Genomic DNA, 17,820 nt, shown 5'->3' with positions numbered 1-17,820 from the left:
CCCAAACTCCGGGGGGCAGAGCCGTCGAATTTTTGGTTCGCTTAGTTTGCGTTATAGGCGTCCAGAATGGCCTGGCCGTCATCTCCGGTGCTGGCCAGCCAGTTGGCAGCCATCTTGGCACCGATCTCTTCCAGTTCGGCCAGGAATTCGGGGCCCGCATCGGTGACTGTCATGCCGTTTGCAGCGAGCTGCTCAAAGTACCAATTGGCCAGCTCTTCCGATTTGGCCGCACAGGCCGCGCCGGTTTCATCCGCAGCCTGTTGAATCTGTCCCTGCGTTTCGGCGCTCAGCCCTTCCCAGACCTGTTTGTTGACCATTACATAGTTGCGCGGCAACCAGGCGTTGACCTTGTAATAATGGCTCAGGTTTTCCCAGACCTTGCGGTCATACCCGGTAGATCCGGACGAGATGAATGCCTCGGCGACGCCCGTTGCCAGGGCCTGGCTCAGCTCGGCGGCTTCGACCTGCACCGGGATCATGCCCAGTTCTTCGGCAAAGGTTGCGGTTGCGGTGTTATAGCTGCGGAACTTGATGCCCTGGGTGTCCTTGGAGGAGGAGACCTCTTTGTTGAAATAAAAGCCCTGGCCCGGCCAGGGGCAGGTGTAAAGCGCAACAAGGTTGAGATCGCCCAACTGGCTGTTCACCCGGTCTTTTGCGGCATGCCAGAGCTTTTCGTTATCGGCGTAGGTGGTAGCAATAAAGGGCAAGTTATCCCAGCCCAGCAGCGGCGCCTCGTTGGCGTGGGCGGACATGAAGCGTTCACCAATCGGGGCCTGGCCAGTCTGCACCGCGCGCTTGATTTCACCGCCCTTGAACAGCGATCCGCCTGCATGCACGGTGATGTCAATATCGCCGCCAGTGTAGTCGCGGACCTTGTCGGCAAAAACCACGCCCATTTCCGAATGGAAGTTGGACGCAGCATAGGCCATGGGCATGTCCCAGCTTTCGGCCAGGGCGCCCGTGGCCGCAAGGGCCAGCGCCGAGGCGGTGAAGGTCATTGTGAGCGAGGTTCTAGCTGTCATTTCTGTTCTCCCTGAAGGTTTGATTTTGCTGTTTGTCAGCTTGTTATTTTTGATGGTGCCAAATGGTGTCACCTAAAACGATCCGGGGCATAGGCGCGCATGTCAAGGTTCATCGGCTGACCGGTGATCAGCCCGGCCACCATACGCCCGGTTTTTGCGCCACCCGTCAGGCCGATGTGATGATGGCCAAAAGCGGTATAGACGCCAGTGCTGCCAACCTCGCCGATCAGGGGCAGGCTGTCCGACGGGGCGGGGCGAAAGCCCAGCCATTCCTGCTCACCGGTGGCGCGCATCTGGGGAAAGGTCTCGGCGACGGTGCGGCGCAGCAGATCCAGCGGTGCCTTGGACGGCGTCGGGTCCAGCCCGCCAAATTCGACGATGCCGGCACAGCGCAACCCCTGATCCATCGGGGTTGCCACGAATTTGCCAGAGGCCACCATCAGCGGCGCGCGCGGGGTAATGCTGGGGGATTCATACACCACGTGATAGCCACGCTCGGTCTCCATCGGGACCGAAAGACCAAGTTTCTGCATCAAGGGCTTGGACCAGATCCCGGCAGAGATGACCGCTTGGTCACAGTCAAAGCGTCCCTGATCCGTTTCAACGGCAGCAATACGTCCGCCGCTGAGATCAAAATCTTTGACCTCTGCCTGCACAAATTTACCACCCATTTCCACCAGCAGCTTGACCAGATCCTTGACGTAGTTTGCCGGGTTCAGGATGAAGCCGTGGTTCTTGTTCACCGCCAGCAGGCCGGTGTTTGGCCCCAGGGCCGGTTCGTGTTCCTGCACGGCCGGGCCTTCGATCAGATCGGGGACAAATCCGGCTTCGCGGCGCAGATCCCAGACATAGGAATCCGCCTCAAAGGCAGCGCGATCCTGATAGGCAAAGTTATACTCGCTCTCCCGGATCCATTTTGCCGCCGGGGTGCCGTGTGTCAGCGCCTGATGCTGTTCTACGCTGTCGCCAACAATATGGGTCAGCGATTTTGCAATGCGCCGGGTGTCGCGATCATTCGCATACGAGAGATATTTCATCAACCAAGGCAGCAGCTTGGGCGTATATCCCCAACGCAGAAACAGGGGGAACTTGGGGTCCAGCAGGTATTTTGGCCCCTTGGGAAGCAGGCCGGGCGTGGTCACCGGCACAATGGCGCAACTGGCGAGAATACAGGCATTGCCATAAGAGGCCCCCATGCCGGGTTCGCCTTTGTCGATCAGGGTGACGTCATGCCCGGCGCGCTTCAGCCAGAGCGCGGTGGCCGCGCCGACGATGCCTGCACCCACCACGATTGTATGTTGTGTCGTCATTCTAGATAGCCTTTTTGATCGCGGCCGAGCGCTTGCTGTGCGAGGATGGTTTCCACACGAATTGTCGCCTAAGCACTGTCAATGGAATAATCTTTTCCCAGACCATGCCGATTTCGCAGGGGCATTTCAAATGATATCTTTTGGCGTTGGTGTGGCTGCGGGTGAAATCGTGCGGTGGCGCGCGTTGCGCAGGCCCGGGGCTTGGGAAGGGGCAGATCTCTGGTGTTGGGGCCTTTGGTGCACCATCAGCAGCGGGCCTCTTGGGGGATGCCATGCCCTGGTAAAGCTGCTAGGGATATGGCGATTTTGCGGGGCATCCAGCGGAGAGACAGCATGCAGCAGGGTGGCAAGACAGTCTATGGGGCTGCGGTTGGGATCTTGATGCTTGAGACACAGTTTCCACGCATTCCGGGCGATATTGGCAACGCTCTGAGCTGGGATTTCCCGGTGCATTACCGGGTGGTGCGCGGCGCAACACCGGATCTGGCAGTGCGCCAGGACCCGGGCCAGCTTGCCGATCTGTTCATCGAGGCCGGGCGCGATCTGCTGGCCATGGGCTGCGATGGGATCACCACCAGCTGTGGCTTTCTGGCGCTGATCCAGGATCAGGTGAAACAGGCCCTGGGCGTGCCGGTAGCGACCTCTTCGTTGATGCAGATCCCCATGGTGCAGGCGCTGTTGCCAGCGGGCAAGAGGGTAGGGGTCCTGACCATTTCAGAACAGTCTTTGACCCCGGCCCATCTGCGGGCGGCGGGCGCCCCCGAGGATACGCCCATCGGCAGCCCCGAAGGGCTGCGTTGTTTCACCCACGACATCCTGCGCGATGCGGCGCAGATCGATTTTGCGGCCTGCGAGCTGGATATGATCGATGCGGCGCAGGCATTGATTGGGCGAAACCCGGATCTGGGGGCGCTGGTGCTGGAATGTACCAATATGGTGCCTCATGCGGCGGTGCTGCGCCGCGTCACCGGGCTGCCGGTCTTTACCATCCACAGTTTCATCACCTGGTTTCAGGCCGGGTTGATGCCGCGTCAGTTTGAACGGGGCCTGATGGACCACCGGACCTAGCGCGGGTTTGCATTCTGGACGGTTAGCTTAGCACCAGCAGCCAGAACCAGATGGTCAGCACCGAAGCGGCGGTGGCGATAAGCACCGAAGAGGCGGCAACCCGCTTGGCCCGCCCATACATATTGGCAAAAATATAGGCGTTGAAGCCAGGTGCCATGGCCGCATTCAGCACGCCAGAGCGGAACAGATCCTGCTTGACCCCAAGCGTGCCGCCCATCAGCCAGACAATGCTGGGATGTACCATGAGGGCGGTCACACAGACAAAGCCGATGGTGCGCAGGTCGCCTTCAGGGCGGTATTGCACCAGCACCCCACCAAGGGCGAACAGCGCCGTCGGCAGCGCTGCACGGATCAGCAATTGCAGCGCAGCATCGACGGTGCCGGGAATGGACAACCCGGCAAGATTAAAGGCAAAACCAAGGGCGATACCCAGGATCAGCACGTTCTTGAACATGGCGGTCAGCACCGAGGAAACTGTCTTGAACCCGCCAGCGCCCCGGTTTCTGACCACCTCCATTACGGTGATACCCAGCCCATAGCAAAAGGGCGAGTGAAAGGCGATGATCGCATAGTTGCCAGTCAGGTTCTCTGGCCCAAAGGCGCGTTCCGTGATTGGTAGCCCCAAGAGGACGGAATTGGAGAACAGGCAGCAAAAGCCAATGGCGACGCAGTCTTCCCAATCGCGTTTGAAAACCAGCCGTGCGCCGGTCAGCCCGATGCAGAAACACACCGCCGCCCCGGTGTAAAAGCTGATCAACAGCGCCGGATCAAAACTGCTGGAAAGGTCCAGATTGGCCATGGCGCGAAACAGCAGGCAGGGGATGGCAAACCCCTGGGTGAACTTCATCAGCCCATCAATCTGCGCCGGGCTGAAAAATCCTTTCTGTGTTGCGATATAGCCCGCTGTAACCACCAGAAATACTGGCAGGATGACGTCAATCAAGCTTTGCAGCATTGCAATCTCCTGTCAGCCCACAGTCAACCGCAGGCGGCCTATGGGCGGCATCAATACGCGGGCACCACCGGGGCCAAGACCCGAGGGGCAGAATAAATTTTCAATCAGCACCCAGGTACCAGCCTTGGTCCGATCAAAGTCAAATGGCTCCTAGAGCGGGCAGCGGATCACCATCCCGTCATAGGCCGGTGTAATGTGGTCATCGGTTTCCGCCGTAATCGTGTCATGGTCAAGATCGATATGCATATTGGTCAGAACCGCCCGCTTCGGCTGCATCCGCGCAATCCAGGAAAGGGCCTGTTCCAGGCTGAAATGAGTAGGGTGCGGGGTGCGGCGCAGCGCGTCCAGTACCCAGCAGTCCAGCCCTTCCAATGCGGCAAGAGAGCGATCGGGGATCTCGGCCACATCTGGCAGATAGGCAAGAGAGCCGATGCGAAAGCCCAGGGCGTCCATCGCACCGTGATTGACTTCAAACGGGAGAAACGGAATTTCCCCGCCAGGCCCGTCAATGCTGAAGGCGCCGTCAATGGTGCGCAGATCCAGGATTGGAGGATAGGGCGATCCTTCGGGCTGCACAAAGGCATAGCCAAATCGCGACAACAGCGCATTTTGCGTCTCGCCATCTGCATAGACCGGCACTCGGTTATGCATGTTGAAGACAATCATACGTAGATCATCAATGCCATGCACATGGTCTGCATGGGAATGGGTGTAGATCACCGCGTCCAGCCGCCCGACTTCGGCGTCCAGCAACTGGCTGCGCATATCCGGAGTGGTGTCAATCAGCACCGTGGTAGTGCCATCCGGGCCGTCCCGCTCCACCAGCATGGAACAACGGCGGCGGCGGTTGCGGGGGTTTTGTGGGTCACAGGCCCCCCAATGGCCGCCAAGCCGCGGCACCCCACCAGAAGAGCCGCAGCCCAGAATTGTATAGCGCAGTTCAACCATCAGGCAGTGGCCTCATAGCGGGTGGCCTTGCAGAACAGGCGGTCAAAATTTTCCTGGGTTGCCGTGGCAAAATCAGCATAGTCCAGACCAAAGGCCTTGGCACCGATCTGCGCGGTGAGGGCGCTATAGGCGGGTTCATTGCGTTTGCCGCGATGCGGTGGTGGTGCCAGATAGGGCGCATCGGTTTCGACCAGAATGCGGTCCAGCGGCGCGGCGGCAAAAATATCGCGCAGTTCCTGGCTCTTGGGGAAGGCGGCGATGCCGGACATCGACAGGTAAAACCCCAGATCCAGCGCCGCACGTCCCAGCTCAGCCGAAGAGGAAAAGCAGTGCATCACGCAGCTATAGGCACCGTTCTGCATTTCTTCGCGCAGGATCCGGGCCATATCGTCATCGGCGGCGCGGGCATGAATGATCAGCGGAAGCTTGGTTTCGCGCGCGGCGGCGATATGGATCCGCAGCGATTGCTGCTGCATTTCGGCGCTTTCGCTCGTGTAGTGGTAGTCCAGCCCGGTTTCGCCAATGCCGACAAATTTCGGATGTTTGGCCAGGGCAGTTAGCTCGTCAAAGCTGGCCATGGGTTCGCTTGCCACGCTCATCGGATGGGTGCCTGCCGCATAGAACACTGGAGGATGGGCCTCGGCGATGGCGCGGACCTGTGGTTCGTTCTTGAGCTTGGTGCAGATGGTGACCATGCGGGTCACCCCGGCCTGGGCGGCGCGGTCGATCACAGCCTCCAACTCGCCGTCAAAATCAGGGAAGTCCAAGTGGCAATGGCTATCGGTGATCTGTGCCGGACCTTGGGCCATAGCTTGGGAAGGGGTGCTCGTCATGCCTGCCTCGTCTTGTCGTCATTGGCCGGATCCGGGCGCTGCCGTTGGTGGGTCAGCGGGACGCGGTCTCTTGCATCTTGAAAACCGTATCTAGGACAAGTGAAGCCGGGTCAAGGTTCACCGCTTGGCCATGCCGCGCCCGCGCGGTTGCTTCGGCGGAAAGGTCGGCCCAGGCGCGCGCCTGTTGCGGCGTTGCGGCCAGCCGGGACAGCATTGCGCTTTCGCCGGGGGCGGCTTCGGGTTGTGGCGGCTGGCCCATGGCCCCGGTGCGCGCCAGCCGCGACAGCGCGATTTCGATCAGGGTGAGCAAGAGTTCAAATTTCTCTGCCGCGCCACGCTGGGCAGCAGTTTCGGCCAGGGCCATGGTGCGCTGTCGGTCCAGCCGGGGGAGGGTGGCCATGATCTGCACCAGCTCGCCATAGGTTTTTAGCCCGCCAAGATTCAACAGGCGCAGAGCCGCGCCTACGGATCCCGCCGCCAGAGCCGCCAGATGTGCCGTGTTTTCTGGCAGGTCCGCCCCCGCCTGGGCCAGCGCGGCCTGCATGTCATCAGGGCTGAGCGGCGCGAGCCGCAGGCTGCGGCAGCGCGACCGGATGGTGGGCAGCAGTCGCGAAGGCTGATGCGAAATCAGGATCATGGTGGTGCGCGCGGGGGGTTCTTCCAGCATTTTCAACAGCGCATTGGCGGCGCTGGTATTCATGTCGTCCGCCGCGTCCACAATCACCACCCGGCGCCCGCCATCGGTCGCGGACAGGCCAAAGAAGCGATTCAGTTTGCGAATATCATCCACCACGATCTGGTCTCGCAGCTTTTCCTTGTCGTTATAGCTGCGGCTGATAGAGGCCAGCCCCGGCTCGGCCAGGGCCTGAATGCGATGAGCGACAGGCAGATCTGGGTCCACCGACAGAGATGTTACCGGCGGTGGCGCGCCAAACAGCCCGTCTTCGGCAGGTGGGGTGGCCAGCAGAAAGCGGGCAATGCGCCAGGCCAGGGTGGCCTTGCCGATGCCCTGAGGCCCGGTCAGCAACCAGCCGTGGTGCAGGCGATTGGAATTGAAGGCGGTCAGAAAATCCTGCTCTGCCCGATCCTGGCCAAACAGCTGCGCGGTTTCCCGTGGATGCGGCGCGCCAAGTGCTTGATCGGCACGGGGCAGCGCCTCTGCCTCCTTGGTCTTGGTGGCGCGGCTCATGGTGTTGCGGTCTCGCGTGCGGCGAGCGCCGCAGTGGCCTGCTGTAGAATATCCGCCGCCACGCTGTCGATGTCCTGGCTGCCGTCGATGACGCAGAAGCGATCGGAAAATTCCTGTGCAAGTGCAAGAAACCCGGCACGCATTTTTTCCTGCAGCGCCAGGCCGAAATCTTCAAACCTTTCTTCTGAACCCTGCCGCCCCTTGGCACGGGCCAGGCCGGTGGCGGGGTCCATGTCTATAAGCAGGGTCAGGTCGGGTTCGCGGCCGATCATCAGGCTGTGCAGCTGGTCGACGGTGGCGCGCAGATCGCCGCGCGACAGTCCCTGATACATCCGGGTGCTATCGGCAAAGCGATCACAGATCACAACTTTGCCCGCCGCCAGAGCGGGCTGGATGGTCCGTTCCAGATGATCGCGGCGCGCGGCGGTGAACAGCAGGATTTCCGTTTCAGCGGACCATTTGTCAGGGTCGCCTTCCAGGACCAACCGGCGGATATCTTCCGCACCGGGAGAGCCGCCAGGCTCGCGGGTGACAAGCGTGTCATAGCCTGCGGCGCGCAGGGCTGCGGCCAGGCGCTGACACTGGGTAGATTTGCCCGACCCATCAATGCCTTCTAAGGTCAGGAATAGGCCTTTTTCGGCTGTGGCGCTGGCCTGCGCGTCTGACTTGATCGCGCTCACTCTGTGGCCTCGGGCCCATTGATCAGCCGCTTGGAAAGAACCTGAGCAGCGGTCTTTATGCGGACAAAGAATCCGCCTGCTGCAATGTCCTCGGCCGCCACCAGGGGCAGGCGCAGTTCTGGCAGATCATCGGGCTGTAGCACCAGTTCTGCCAGGGGGTCGCCCTTGCTGACAGGCGCATTGATGGGGCCGGAATAGACCACTTCGGCGGCGATTTCCTTGCCTGCCAGTGCCGGTAGCAGGATTTCCAGATCGGTTTGTGGCACCAGCCCTACCGATTGTTCAGCTCCCTGCCAGACCTCGGCGCGCGCCACCGGGATGCCGGCTTTGGCGATGATCTTTTTGGCAAATTGACGAAACGACCAGTTAACAACGGCTTCGGCCTCCTCTGCGCGGGCCTTGGTGTTGTCCAGCCCTGAAATCACAAAGATCACCCTGCGGTCCCCCTGCACGGCAGAGCCGACCAGCCCATAGCCGGCTTCACTGGTGTGCCCGGTCTTGAGCCCATCTGCCCCAATACCAAGCCCCAAAAGCGGGTTGCGGTTGCGGGTGTTCGAGGGCGCGCGCCCATCAAAGGCAAAGCTTTCTTCAGAAAACAGCGGGTAATACTGCGGGAAATCTTCGATCAGATGCTGCGCCAAGATGCCGAGATCGCGCATCGACATGCGATGCCCGGCTGCGGGCCAGCCGTTGGAATTGGCAAAGCTGGCGTTGTTCATGCCCAGCTCTTGGGCGCGTTTGGTCATGTAGCGGGCGAACCCGGCCTCGGTACCATCTGGGCTCAGCGCTTCGGCAATCACCACGCAGGCATCATTGCCGGACAAGACGATAATGCCGCGCAACAGATCCTCGACACGCACCCGGTCAGTGGTGTCCAGAAACATGGTTGATCCGCCATAGCTCATGGCGTGGGCGCTGACCGGAAGTTGTTCATCCAGGGTCAAACGGCCATCCCGAAGCGCCTCGAAGGCCACATAGAGCGTCATCAGCTTTGACATTGATGCGGGGGGCAGGGGGATTTCGGCATTTTTCGACAGCAGCACGGTATTGGTGCCTTGGTCCAATACAAATGCTGCCTCGGCGCGGGTATCAAAGGCGGCCAGCGGCAGTGCCGTCAGGCAGAGCCCAAGGGCGGCGGCCAGAAGCTGTTTGGCAATGGGGCGAAACGGTGATTTCACGCCTGCGTCCTCCTGAGGGTCGGGGGTATGAGAATTAGTTGGTGACGGCATAGGCATCGGTAAATCCGGCGGCTTTGACGGCTTTCAGCAGATGGCTGCGTTCCGAACTGGACTGGGCCGGGCCAACCACCACCCGCCAAAAGGGCTTGCCGTTGCTGGTCTGTGCCAGCACTGTGGGGATCAGCCCGGCGTTGCGCATCTGGCCAGCGGTGTTCTTGGCATTGCTTTCCACGCTGAAGATGCCGATCTGGATATAGGGTTTGGCCAGCGGAGAGACGCGCTGCGTGGCGGGCGCTTGCGGCGCGCTTTGGGTCGGTGCGGCCTCGATGGCGGCAGCGGCACCGGCAATCGGGTCCAGGGGGGTTGCCTCGATGTCATTGGCGGTCAGGGCGCTGGCGGCCTCTGCCTCCAGGGGGGCGTCTTCGCCGGTGGCGGCTGGCAGTGGATCTTCGGGCAGTTCTTCGGCTTCGCGCCGCAGGGCGGTAACATTCAGTTCAACCGGCGCACCGGCCAGCATACCAAGTGCCGCTGCCGCATCCGAGGAGGTTTGCAACCGCGGGCCAGGAATTTCACGCTCGCGGCGGAACAGGGCACCGATGACGAATTTGCCATTGGATGTGTTGCGAATGATTACCCGCTCTGGATCTTTGGCATCCGGGTGCGCCACCCAGACCCCACCCAGCGATGGGCGCCCATCCCAAAGCCCTGCCTCGTTTACCTGAAAGACATCCGGCGCTTCGACATCGCGCTCCACCAGCTGGGTGCTGCTGGAGCTGGCTACCTCGGGCTTTGCTGTTTTGGGTGACAGAAAAGAGAGGTTTGGCCCCTCTTCACAGGCACCTAAGATCAGCAGCGAAAGCGCCGCAAAGGTGAGGCCCGCACCGGGGCTCCGTCTTGGCATGGGGTGTGTCATGATGGTTTCCTTGCCTCTGCTCTTCCACGCCATAGCGCGCTTGCCGGGTTTCCCGGTCATCTCTGCGATTTGGCAGATGATAGCCTGCGATGGCTGGCATGAAAACCCTATGGTACACCGCCATTTGTGAAAGCCGGGCGATGGGCATCTTTCTGCGCGTCGTGATAGCCGAGGCAGGGAAAATCCCGGTATTTCCCCACAATCGCGGATCGACAGCGCAAAGCCGATAATTTCCTCTTGCGTGTTGGAGTGTCGCACCTTAAACCGCCCGCAGACCGGGGAGGTGGCAGAGTGGTCGAATGCGGCGGTCTTGAAAACCGTTGAACGTGAGAGCGTTCCCAGGGTTCGAATCCCTGTCTCCCCGCCACTAAATCAAGCACTTACGTGATTTCCGGCCTGCTGGTCGGGTTAGGTAAACTTGTGGGTTTCCAGCCTTTTTCTCACAGTTGTGTTTCGTCCTCTGAGGCTTCGCGCCGCGTTTGAAACGCGCCGTTCGAGTGTTTTGCATCATCGGCAAACTTTCGTGCCCCATGATGGCGTTGTCGCGCAAATCTCCTGAGGGGGGGGCGCTGTGTGAAGCCTGCATGATAGCTGGATGGTGTGAGCAGCCCGGTGCCTGAGAAGTGCAAGACCAGGAGTTCGCCCTCGTATAGTTAGCCAGTGAATGTGCCGCCAGTTCGTCCCACTGGTCATCGCACTCAAGCCACACGGATCGCCTGCGATCTGGTTTGATCCGGAAATGACCTGGATGCCACCGCAAACGGGAAAACTTGGCGGTCAAAATGCCGGATTTGGTGTAAGATTCACGTCAGCGTCGATGAGGCAGGAAGTGTGGATGCTCGGCATGGTTGTCACAAGGGGGGTGTATCCGCCCTTGAAAGGGGGAAGGCGCGGTTGAAATTCGATTTGTGCAACGAGGGTGTATTATGGCGCCGTTATTATTTACGCTGAACTTCTGCAAGAATTTGAAACTTTATCTTTAGTGAAAGATAAAGTTATCTAGCATTCGCAGTATTATAGGCGTGATCCCTTCGGTTAGCCCGAAAGGTTCAGTAAAAACGGCTTGTTGCATTTTGTTTATTACTTGTAGAGTGTTGCAAGTTCATGTCCAGTGGGGGGGGGCGTTTTCGGAAATGCCAGAGCGAAAACTATATATTGCCGATGATAATTTTGAATTCGTCGAATACCTTCAAGCGGTTGCAAGCCGCGCTGGGTGGCAGGTGGAAACCTGCGGCAATGGCAATGAACTGCTTGCGCTTCTTTTGTCTGGCCAGGATCCCGCTGTCGTATTGGTTGATATCAATATGCCCGAAAAAGACGGCATCGAAGTGATCGAAGGGCTGACTGATATTTCGCGCCCACTGCGATTTCGCTTTATGACCGGGGGCGCAGATGCCCCAATGTTGGCGGCCAAATTGATGGCGCGGGCCAGAAATCTTTCGGTTGGGCGCAATCTCTATAAACCCATTCCAATGGACACGCTGAAACGGGTGTTGGTGGAGGAGTGGGAGGAGCTTTTGCTTTTGCAGGAAAGCCCCAGCCAGCAGGTGCAATAAGCACGCCTGCCAGGTGGTTAGCTCGCTTGATATCCGCAGCAGCGGCCTTACCAGAGTGATCCCGGCTTTCAGGTGGTGGTGGAGGTCGTTGATTGGTCGGCCGGTAATACATGTGTCTGCCGTAGGGGCGGGGCGCAGGTTATCACCATACACGCGGCCACCGGACGGATCGGCCCATACGGCCATGCAGCATGGGATAACGTCACTGGCTTCTGGCTCAAGGGCTGGCTGGCGTCAAAAGCCGTGCATGCGTTTGGCCCATTGATAGGCTACAACCAGTCCCTTCATGCGGGGCAAGAGCGCCAGCGAGGCGCCAATGGTCACCGCAGACATGATCAAGGCCAGGGTCAGCGGATCGGGGCGGTAGGTGATGTAGGTGATGTGCAGCACAAACCCCAGCAGATGGCCCACCAGCAGAATGGTCAGGTAGGCTGGGCCGTCATCGGCGCGGTTGTGGTGCAGCGGTTGCCCGCAGTTGCCACAACTGTCTTTTACTTTCAGGTAGCTGTGCAACATCTTGCCTTCGCCACAGTTGGGGCAGCGCAGCCGTAGCCCACGCAGGACAGCAGGTTTCCAGGGGCGTGGTGCTGCTTCTGTCGGGGTGATTTGGGCGGGCGTGGTCATGGCGGCTCTCCTGTGTTGTACGGTTTCTAGGATGTTCGAAAATTGATTGCAATCAATTATGCAATCAATTACCGATCAATTTGACTGCACCGGGTCAACCGCCTGTGCGTGCCTCCGGCATCAAAGAGCGCTGGACAGCCCGCCACGGGACCGCCTGCCAAGGGAGAGAGTTTTGAAACAATGGCATCCAACCCTGCCGGGTTCTGATCGGCCGCGCTATGTGGAGATTGCCGACGCCATTCGCGCCGATATCCGCGCTGGGGTGCTGCATCCGGGCGACCGCCTGCCGCCACAGCGCGGAGTAGCACAGGATTTGGGTGTTGATTTTTCTACAGTTTCAAGAGGGTACGCCGAATCCGTGCGCCGGGGGGACATTGAAACCTTTGTTGGACGTGGCACCTTTGTGCGCGCACCAGAGGTCGCCACAAAACCGGACGAAGCCCTGCCTCTGCCAGATCCGCGTCGGGTTCTGGAAGAAGATCCGATGATGAATATGCCGCCAGAGCCCAATGATCCGGCGCTGGTCGCCCGGATGGCTGCTGGCGTCTCCGATATTGCCGCCAATCTTGTACCGCTGCTGCGCTATCAATCGGTGCGGGGCAGTGCCGCCGACCGCGACATTGCCCAGGGCTGGATGCAGGCCAATGGGCTGGAATATGCACCGGATCGCTTTGCCATCACACCGGGGACCCACGCCAGCCTTTATGCGATATTGACGCAGCTGAGCGAGCCGGGGCAGGTGCTGCTTTGTGAGACCTTGACCTATCCTGGTATTCGCGCCATCGCGGCCCGTCTGGATCTGCGTCTGGTGGGGGTTGCTTCTGACCAGGATGGGATGTGCCCGCAGGCGCTGGAGCAGGCGATCACCAGCCATTGGCCGGTGGCGCTTTACCTCAACCCGACCTTGCAAAACCCAACGACCCAGACCCTGAGCGAGGGCCGCCGCCGCGAGATTGCCGAGGTGTTGAAACGACATGAGATGCCGCTGATCGAGGATGATGCCTACCGCTTTGTCGCGCGCGATGCACCGCCGCCCCTTGCCCAATCTCTGCCTGATCTGGCCTGGCATGTGGCGGGGATTTCAAAATGCTTTGGCGCCGGGCTACGGCTTGCCTATACTACGGTGCCGCAACGGGCGGATATGGGCGGATTCTTGCAGGCCCTGCGCAGCATTAATGTGATGGCCTCGCCGCTAAGCCTGGCGCTGTTGGGGCGCTGGATCGAAGATGGTACCGCCGCCGAGATCCAGGCCTTCGTGCGCAGCGCTGCCGCCGAGAGACAGGCGCTGGCGCAGAGCTGTCTGAGCGGCTGCGCCCTGCGCGGCGCACCCGAGGCCTTTAACCTGTGGATTGATCTGCCCGCAGGCACCAGCCGGGCAGAAATCATGGGTCGTATGGCCAATCATCAGATTGGCATTATGCCCAGCGATGCCTTCACCGTCACCGAAACCCCCAGTGAAGCCCTGCGCGTGTGCCTTGGCGGACCCATCGGCCTGCCGCAGTTGCGTCAGGATCTGATGGCTCTGCGCGATGCCATCCTGCGTAAGGATTGGCTGGGATGATGGGTACTGCAATCCTTCCCTCTCTCGGAGAGCGCCGATGACCTCACATATTCCATTCCGGGTTCTGGGGACGGTGGTCCTGGCCATGACCCTGATTGTCACCGGTGATGCCGCTGGCAAGGCCCTGACCATGGCGGGGGCCAGCCCATTTTTCGTGGCCTGGTCGCGTTTTGCCGTGGCGGCGGTGGTGCTTCTCCCCTTTAGCGGCTTGCAAGCGGCAGAACTGCGCGGGTTTCTTGATTGGCGTATCCTGTTGCGCGGTCTGCTGATCGCCACGGGCATCCTGTGCATTTTGACCGCGCTGCGTACCGAACCGATTGCCAATGTCTTTGGCGGTTTCTTTGTTGGGCCGATTGTGGCCTTCGCGCTGTCGGCGCTGGTGCTGAAAGAGCGCGCCGATCCAAGCCGTGTGGCACTGTTGCTGGTCAGTTTTGGCGGTGTGCTTTTGGTGGTCAAGCCGGGGTTCGGCATGCAGGCCGGTATGGGGTTCGCCGTGCTGGCGGGCTGTTTCCATGGGTCTTACCTAGTGGCGACACGCAGCCTTGCAGGGCAGTACCGACCTCGGTTCTTACTGATATCACAGTTGATTATTGGTGCTGTTGTGCTGCTGCCCTTTACCCTGGGGGCGCTGCCGCAAAGTCTGGGCCCAACGCAGATCGGGCTGGTCTTGATCAGCGCCCTTGGATCGGCGGCAGGGAATTTCCTTTTGGTGCTGGTCAACCGAACAACCCCCGCAAATGTCGTGGCGCCACTGATCTACAGTCAGCTGCTGGCTGCCACGGTGCTGGGCGGTGTTGTCTTTGGCACCTGGCCCGATGGGGTGGCGCTCTTGGGGCTCTGCGTGATTATCCTGTCGGGACTGTCATCGCTGTGGCTGGCAGGGCGGCGCCTGGCGCAGACTTGAACCCGGCGTTTTATGCGGCGGAGGGCGTGCGGCGTAGCAGGTAGATATCCATGATCCAGCCGTGGTCAGCCCTTGCCCTGGCGCGGGTTTCGCAGATCTGGTCTGCCACCTCGCGCAACCTGCCAGAGATGCTGATCTGGTTTTCCATGCCAGCATAGGCTGACCACCAGATGTCCACCCCTGTGGGGTCGATCTTCTGGAATGAGCAGTCGCCATCCAGCATGATCACCAGGGTATCGGCACTGTCAGGCCAGCCGTTTTCGCGCAGCTGTCGCCCGGTGGTCACCGTAAAGGGTGCGCCAATCTCGTTCAGGGGGATGGCATGTGCGGCGGTCAGCGCCTGGATCGAGGTCACGCCGGGAATGACCTTTAGCGTGATATCCTGCGTGGCCTTCAGGCGCTCGGCGATGCGCATGGTGCTGTCATATAGCGACGGATCCCCCCAGACCAGAAAGCCAACCCTGACCTTGCCACCGGGGCAGTGGTCGCGGATGGTTTTGATCCAGACCTCGGCAATGGCATCGTGCCAGTGATCCACGCGGGCGGTGTAGTCCTGGATCGCGGGGTCGCGCACCGGCAGGGCAAATTCAACAATGCGCGGGCCGGGGGGCTGGATCACCTGGGCGCAGATCTGCTGGCGCAGCCCGGCGAGGTCGTCTTTGCCCGCGCCCTTATGCGGGATCAGGATCAGATCGCAGGCATTGAGCGCGGCGACTGCTTGCAGGGTCAGATGCTGCGGGTTGCCGGTGCCAATGCCAATGAGCGAAAGCTCGATCATGGCCGCCGTACTGTCATTGTTCATCTGTCGGGCTCCTGCCAAAAAGAAACACGGCCCGCTATGGCGCCGTGTTTCAGCATAATCAAGCCCGGATCCGGCGGCATCGCGGGATCGGGCCGCTTTGTATCGACTTCGCGTCAGGTCAGGCGGCAGACCAGGGCTGCAACCGGGGCACCAAGGGGTCAGGGGTTTTCAATGATCACGCTGTCAGCAATCGGATCTGTCCCGATCATCAGCGGGCTGTGGCTATTGGCGTTCAGCGCCACCGTGATTTCGACCTTGCCCTTGGGCAGATCGCCCAGATGCAGCCAGTTGCCATAGAGCCGCGTCAGCTTGCTGCCGTTGATATAGACATGGGCATGGCCTTCGCCGGGACGATCCGCGGTAGAGACGTGCTCGGGCGAGAAGAGGAAGTTTTCTGTCGTGACCTGCAGGTTCCAGCCAGACATCGGGTCCTTGTGGACTTTGACTGCGATTTTCGGCGCGCTACTGCCCGCTGTGATCATCAGCGGCTGGCTATGTGCGTGGCCGAGGCTTTCCATCTGGTGCTCTGCGCCGCCGTGCTGCGCCGGGTCGCCGTGGTCGTGACCGGTGAAGGTGATGCCATTGCCGGCAGCGACAACAAAACCGATGCCACAGCCAAAGGTAAGCCCAATGGCAAAGAGTGCGAGGGAACGGGACATTCTTGATCCTTTGAAACAGAAACCTCCGCCGGTGGCGATGCGTCGGCGGAGGTCTTGTTGCGATTACGCTGCGGCGGTACGAGGCGCTTCCGACTGCCAGAAATAACCGGCGAAGGTGCCAAGCAGAACCCAGGCGGCCATGCCAACGCCAAGGGCGCGTGCGGCAAACAGCGCGCCGATCTCGGTTGGAACCGGACCGGTAAAGCTGTCTGGTTCCGGGGCACCAATCAGATGCGGCAGCAGCAACAGCGCCACGGCAATGGCATAAGAGACCAGATTGCCGCCAAAGGCGATGAGCCACATGGCAATGCCAGCAGCAGCCACGGTTGCTGTCCACCAGATCTGGCGGTCAAAAACATCGGCAGCGGCGACGCCGGGCACTTCTGGTGCCAGGGTCAAAGCTGGCGCCAGATGGAAGGTGACAAAACCTGCCAGCCCCCAGAGAATGCCCGCCCGTGCGGTGACAACATGGCCCTTGCTCTCGGCAAGTGACATCAGGGCAACCATGACCAGCGCATAGCCGGTGTAGGTCAACATGGTGAAAATGATGCTCAACCCGTCGCGCATGACGTCAAAGCCGGGCAGCTCCGGATGCGCCGAAACTGCGGCACCGCCAAAATGCACCAGCTCGCCGCTTTCATAAAGCTCGGCATGCAAAAGAACAGGCTGCACAAAAAGAAGCTGCAGCAGAGCGGTTATCAACCCTGCTGCAGCACCAGCGAACAACGCGCTGGTCAAGATACGGTTCATCATCTGCTTAGTGGCAGGGGAAGCCGGTTGCGTGACGGACGTCATGGGCCGCGTCATGCAGGGCAGAGGCCTGTACGTGACCGGTCAGGGTGACAATACCCAGGCCGAGGATCACGGCAAACAGAGCGGGTGCAAAACCAACGCCTGCAGCGGATTTGTTCAGTGTCTTTGTTGTCATCATTATTCTCCACGTCGTCACACCCGACGACAAAAGTTGCATTCCAATACATGGCCGGTCTCCTGACTCGCAGGTCACGGCGGTTTTTCCCCTTCCCGGTGGCCAGATTGGCCCCAGTGGATATGAATAACCGCTCTCTGCTCACAGTCGCGGGGGCGGTTGAGGGTGTGGCGCCGCGATTTGGTCCGCCATTCCTCATTCCCGTTTCAGCCCTGATGCTTTGCACCGTTGGACACCATGTTCATTTGTTGTGCCCTTTGTCACACCGCCCGGTCAAGTTGGAAACCGTCCTGCATGGGCAAAGATGCGACTTTTCGGCGGGCAGGGTGATTTTGCCCCTGTTGCAGGATCTAGTCCAGATCCGCCGGGATTCGCGCGATGGCCTTCATCCGCAGCGCTCCCAGAGGGCGGGCATCTGCCAGGGTGCCATCTGCGCTTTCGTTAAAGAGCCGCAAGAAGACGACGATATCTGGCAGGTCCGCTGCGGTGATCTCGCCAAAGAGATAGGCCGTCTTGCCGCTTTGCCGTACCGCAAGGGTCTGCGGGCGTGTGCAGCCGGACATGCAGTCCACCTCCTGCACCCGCGCCGCGATCCCGGCCTGTTTCAAGGCCTCTGTCAGGCGAAGGGGCAGGGCCAGATCGGCGCTCCGGCAACTCCGGCAGAGGGTCAGGGTCGGCTGCGGCACCGGC

The 17,820-nt window shown here is 60.4% G+C and carries 19 protein-coding genes, 1 tRNA gene and 1 riboswitch; of the genes, 5 read left to right on the top strand and 15 right to left on the bottom strand.

Annotated features, from left to right (window positions below; genetic code table 11):
- Positions 1 to 41: 41 nt before the first annotated feature.
- Together P2081_RS02385 and P2081_RS02380 are read right to left on the bottom strand one after the other, a co-directional pair.
- A complete protein-coding gene (locus tag P2081_RS02385) occupies positions 42 to 1,022 on the bottom strand; it encodes a TRAP transporter substrate-binding protein (RefSeq protein ID WP_278921260.1) in 981 nt (326 codons plus the stop codon).
- A 68-nt stretch (positions 1,023 to 1,090) separates the two neighbouring features.
- The gene (locus tag P2081_RS02380) at positions 1,091 to 2,332 is read right to left on the bottom strand and encodes an NAD(P)/FAD-dependent oxidoreductase (RefSeq protein ID WP_278921259.1); all 1,242 of its coding nucleotides are present in this window, start codon (positions 2,330 to 2,332) and stop codon (positions 1,091 to 1,093) included.
- A 333-nt stretch (positions 2,333 to 2,665) separates the two neighbouring features.
- On the opposite strand from P2081_RS02380, the gene P2081_RS02375 reads away from it, so the two are divergent.
- Positions 2,666 to 3,400 (top strand): aspartate/glutamate racemase family protein, encoded by a 735-nt coding sequence (locus P2081_RS02375; RefSeq protein ID WP_278921258.1) that lies wholly within the window; start codon positions 2,666 to 2,668, stop codon positions 3,398 to 3,400.
- Between the two features lie 22 nt (positions 3,401 to 3,422).
- On the opposite strand, the gene P2081_RS02370 is transcribed toward P2081_RS02375, so the two are convergent.
- The 7 genes from P2081_RS02370 to P2081_RS02340 form a co-directional block, all read right to left on the bottom strand.
- Positions 3,423 to 4,355, bottom strand: a complete 933-nt coding sequence (locus P2081_RS02370) for an AEC family transporter (protein WP_278921257.1) — start codon at positions 4,353 to 4,355, stop codon at positions 3,423 to 3,425.
- A gap of 150 nt (positions 4,356 to 4,505) precedes the next feature.
- The gene (locus P2081_RS02365) at positions 4,506 to 5,303 is read right to left on the bottom strand and encodes an MBL fold metallo-hydrolase (RefSeq protein WP_278921256.1); all 798 of its coding nucleotides are present in this window, start codon (positions 5,301 to 5,303) and stop codon (positions 4,506 to 4,508) included.
- On the bottom strand, positions 5,303 to 6,112 hold the full coding sequence (locus P2081_RS02360; protein WP_278921455.1) for a TatD family hydrolase: 810 nt from the start codon (positions 6,110 to 6,112) through the stop codon (positions 5,303 to 5,305). Before P2081_RS02360 ends, P2081_RS02365 begins: the two co-directional genes overlap by 1 nt.
- 76 nt (positions 6,113 to 6,188) lie before the next feature.
- A complete protein-coding gene (locus P2081_RS02355) occupies positions 6,189 to 7,325 on the bottom strand; it encodes a DNA polymerase III subunit delta' (protein ID WP_278921255.1) in 1,137 nt (378 codons plus the stop codon).
- A complete protein-coding gene (gene tmk / locus P2081_RS02350) occupies positions 7,322 to 8,005 on the bottom strand; it encodes a dTMP kinase (protein ID WP_278921254.1) in 684 nt (227 codons plus the stop codon). The genes P2081_RS02355 and tmk overlap by 4 nt, the downstream gene beginning before the upstream one ends.
- Entirely contained in the window at positions 8,002 to 9,183 is a 1,182-nt protein-coding gene (locus tag P2081_RS02345) for a D-alanyl-D-alanine carboxypeptidase family protein (RefSeq protein WP_417702013.1), read from the bottom strand. Before P2081_RS02345 ends, tmk begins: the two co-directional genes overlap by 4 nt.
- A 34-nt stretch (positions 9,184 to 9,217) precedes the next feature.
- On the bottom strand, positions 9,218 to 10,096 hold the full coding sequence (locus tag P2081_RS02340) for an SPOR domain-containing protein (RefSeq protein ID WP_278921253.1): 879 nt from the start codon (positions 10,094 to 10,096) through the stop codon (positions 9,218 to 9,220).
- A 277-nt stretch (positions 10,097 to 10,373) separates the two neighbouring features.
- Here P2081_RS02340 and P2081_RS02335 point away from each other — a divergent pair.
- Both P2081_RS02335 and P2081_RS02330 read left to right on the top strand, forming a co-directional pair.
- Positions 10,374 to 10,463: transfer RNA gene (locus tag P2081_RS02335), tRNA-Ser, on the top strand.
- 655 nt (positions 10,464 to 11,118) lie between these two features.
- A complete protein-coding gene (locus tag P2081_RS02330) occupies positions 11,119 to 11,652 on the top strand; it encodes a response regulator (RefSeq protein WP_278921252.1) in 534 nt (177 codons plus the stop codon).
- A 234-nt stretch (positions 11,653 to 11,886) separates the two neighbouring features.
- On the opposite strand, the gene P2081_RS02325 is transcribed toward P2081_RS02330, so the two are convergent.
- A complete protein-coding gene (locus P2081_RS02325) occupies positions 11,887 to 12,276 on the bottom strand; it encodes a DUF983 domain-containing protein (RefSeq protein ID WP_278921251.1) in 390 nt (129 codons plus the stop codon).
- A gap of 172 nt (positions 12,277 to 12,448) precedes the next feature.
- On the opposite strand from P2081_RS02325, the gene P2081_RS02320 reads away from it, so the two are divergent.
- Entirely contained in the window at positions 12,449 to 13,837 is a 1,389-nt protein-coding gene (locus P2081_RS02320; protein WP_278921250.1) for an aminotransferase-like domain-containing protein, read from the top strand.
- Positions 13,838 to 13,874: 37 nt separating this feature from the next.
- Entirely contained in the window at positions 13,875 to 14,741 is an 867-nt protein-coding gene (locus P2081_RS02315) for a DMT family transporter (RefSeq protein WP_278921249.1), read from the top strand.
- A 10-nt stretch (positions 14,742 to 14,751) separates the two neighbouring features.
- Here P2081_RS02315 and cobF read toward each other — a convergent pair whose 3' ends face one another.
- The 5 genes from cobF to P2081_RS02290 all read right to left on the bottom strand — a co-directional run bounded on the left by cobF (position 14,752) and on the right by P2081_RS02290 (position 17,816).
- Positions 14,752 to 15,519 carry a precorrin-6A synthase (deacetylating) gene (gene cobF, locus P2081_RS02310; RefSeq protein WP_278921453.1) on the bottom strand — a complete coding sequence of 256 codons (768 nt, stop codon included), beginning with the start codon at positions 15,517 to 15,519 and terminating at the stop codon, positions 14,752 to 14,754.
- Between the two features lie 182 nt (positions 15,520 to 15,701).
- On the bottom strand, positions 15,702 to 16,202 hold the full coding sequence (locus tag P2081_RS02305; protein WP_278921248.1) for a hypothetical protein: 501 nt from the start codon (positions 16,200 to 16,202) through the stop codon (positions 15,702 to 15,704).
- 63 nt (positions 16,203 to 16,265) lie between these two features.
- Positions 16,266 to 16,955, bottom strand: a complete 690-nt coding sequence (locus P2081_RS02300; RefSeq protein WP_278921247.1) for a CbtA family protein — start codon at positions 16,953 to 16,955, stop codon at positions 16,266 to 16,268.
- A 4-nt stretch (positions 16,956 to 16,959) separates the two neighbouring features.
- Positions 16,960 to 17,130, bottom strand: a complete 171-nt coding sequence (locus P2081_RS02295; RefSeq protein WP_278921246.1) for a CbtB domain-containing protein — start codon at positions 17,128 to 17,130, stop codon at positions 16,960 to 16,962.
- A 35-nt stretch (positions 17,131 to 17,165) separates the two neighbouring features.
- A riboswitch (cobalamin riboswitch) is annotated at positions 17,166 to 17,385 on the bottom strand.
- 95 nt (positions 17,386 to 17,480) lie between these two features.
- The gene (locus P2081_RS02290) at positions 17,481 to 17,816 is read right to left on the bottom strand and encodes a DUF1636 family protein (protein ID WP_278921245.1); all 336 of its coding nucleotides are present in this window, start codon (positions 17,814 to 17,816) and stop codon (positions 17,481 to 17,483) included.
- Between the last annotated feature and the right edge of the window lie 4 nt (positions 17,817 to 17,820).

Source organism: Pseudophaeobacter profundi, from assembly GCF_029697505.1.
Lineage (GTDB): Bacteria > Pseudomonadota > Alphaproteobacteria > Rhodobacterales > Rhodobacteraceae > Pseudophaeobacter > Pseudophaeobacter profundi.
The sequence above is the reverse complement of the archived record's forward strand: the minus strand, read 5'-3'. Positions and strand labels throughout refer to the sequence as shown.